The sequence below is a fragment of the Siccirubricoccus deserti genome (assembly GCF_014283215.1).
Lineage (GTDB): Bacteria > Pseudomonadota > Alphaproteobacteria > Acetobacterales > Acetobacteraceae > Siccirubricoccus > Siccirubricoccus deserti.
This window is the reverse complement of record NZ_JACOMF010000217.1, coordinates 1-1328: the sequence shown is the minus strand read 5'-3', so window position 1 is coordinate 1328 and position 1328 is coordinate 1. Positions and strand designations below refer to the sequence as shown.

1 protein-coding gene is annotated in these 1328 nt (G+C 65.9%); it reads right to left on the bottom strand.

The features are described 5' to 3' along the window. Positions 1-47 precede the first annotated feature (47 nt). Complete coding sequence (locus H7965_RS29915; protein WP_186774098.1) at positions 48-1271, bottom strand: IS256 family transposase; 1224 nt, start codon at positions 1269-1271, stop codon at positions 48-50. Positions 1272-1328: the final 57 nt, after the last annotated feature.

Here is a 1328-nt window from a genome sequence, read left to right as displayed (position 1 = left end):
GGGAGTGTCAGGAATTCCGTGTTCGGCCGGTCGGTTGAACGACACGGTCAGGCCAGGGCCTTGGTGAAGCGCTGGCTGAAGATCACGGCGAACTGGGCCTTGGCCATGGCCCACTCCCGAGGCGGCATGGTCCACTCCTTCTCGGTCCTATTCAAGACGAGATAGAGCAGCTTCAAGGCGGCCTCGTCGGTAGGGAAATGGCCTCTGGTGCGGACCGCGCTGCGCAGCTTGGCGTTCAAGGCCTCGATGGCGTTGGTCGTGTACAGGATCCGGCGGACCTCGGCGGGGAAGGCATAGAACGGCACCACCTCGCTCCAGGCGCGCCGCCAGCTCGGGCCGATGGCGGCGTATTTGCGGCCCCAAGGTCCGGCCTCGAACGCCGTCAGGGCAACTTCGGCGGCGGCCGGGTCGACGGCCTGGTAGATCTCCTTCAACGCCGCGGCGACGGCCCGGCGGTCCTTCCAGGAGACGAAATCCAGGCTGTGGCGCAGCAGGTGGACGATGCAGGTCTGGACCGTGGTGTCGGGGAAAGCCGCCTGGATCGCTTCGGGGAAGCCCTTCAAGCCATCGACCACGGCTAGGAGAATGTCCTCGACGCCCCGGTTGCGCAGCTCGTTCAGCACCCGCAGCCAGAACTTGGCGCCCTCGTTCTGCTCGAGCCAGAGGCCGAGGATCTCCTTGGTGCCGTCTGCCCTGACGCCAAGGGCGATGTGCACCGCCTTATTGCGGACCAAGCCCTCGTCGCGGATCTTCACCCGCAGCGCGTCGAAGAACACCAGCGGATAGACCGGCTCCAGCGGGCGCGCCTGCCAGGTAGCGATTTCCTCCAGCACGGCATCCGTGACCGCGCTGACCAAGTCCGGCGAGACCTCGACGCCGTAGAGCTCCAGCACATGCCCGGCGATCTCGCGGGTACTGAGGCCGCGGGCATAGAGCGACACGATTTTCTCGTCGAAACCGGGGAAGCGCCTCTGGTACTTGGCGATGAGCTGCGGGTCGAAGCTGCCCTGCCGGTCGCGTGGCACCTCCAGGGCTACCCGCCCGCCGGTCTCCGTCAGCACCGTCTTTCGGCCATAGCCATTGCGGCTGTTCCCGACACCCGCCTCGCCGCCGAGATGGTGATCCATCTCGGCATTCAGCGCCCGCTCGGCCAGCGCCTTCTTCAGCTCATCCAGCAGCCCGCCCTGCTGTAGAGCGGCCGCGGCATCCGTGCCGGAGAGCAATTGATCCAGCAACTCATCGGCTATGTGCGGCGCTTTCCTTCGAGCCATGGGGGAGATCCTCTCTTTCCCTCATGACCGGCAACACACGAAAATCCCGACAGTCCC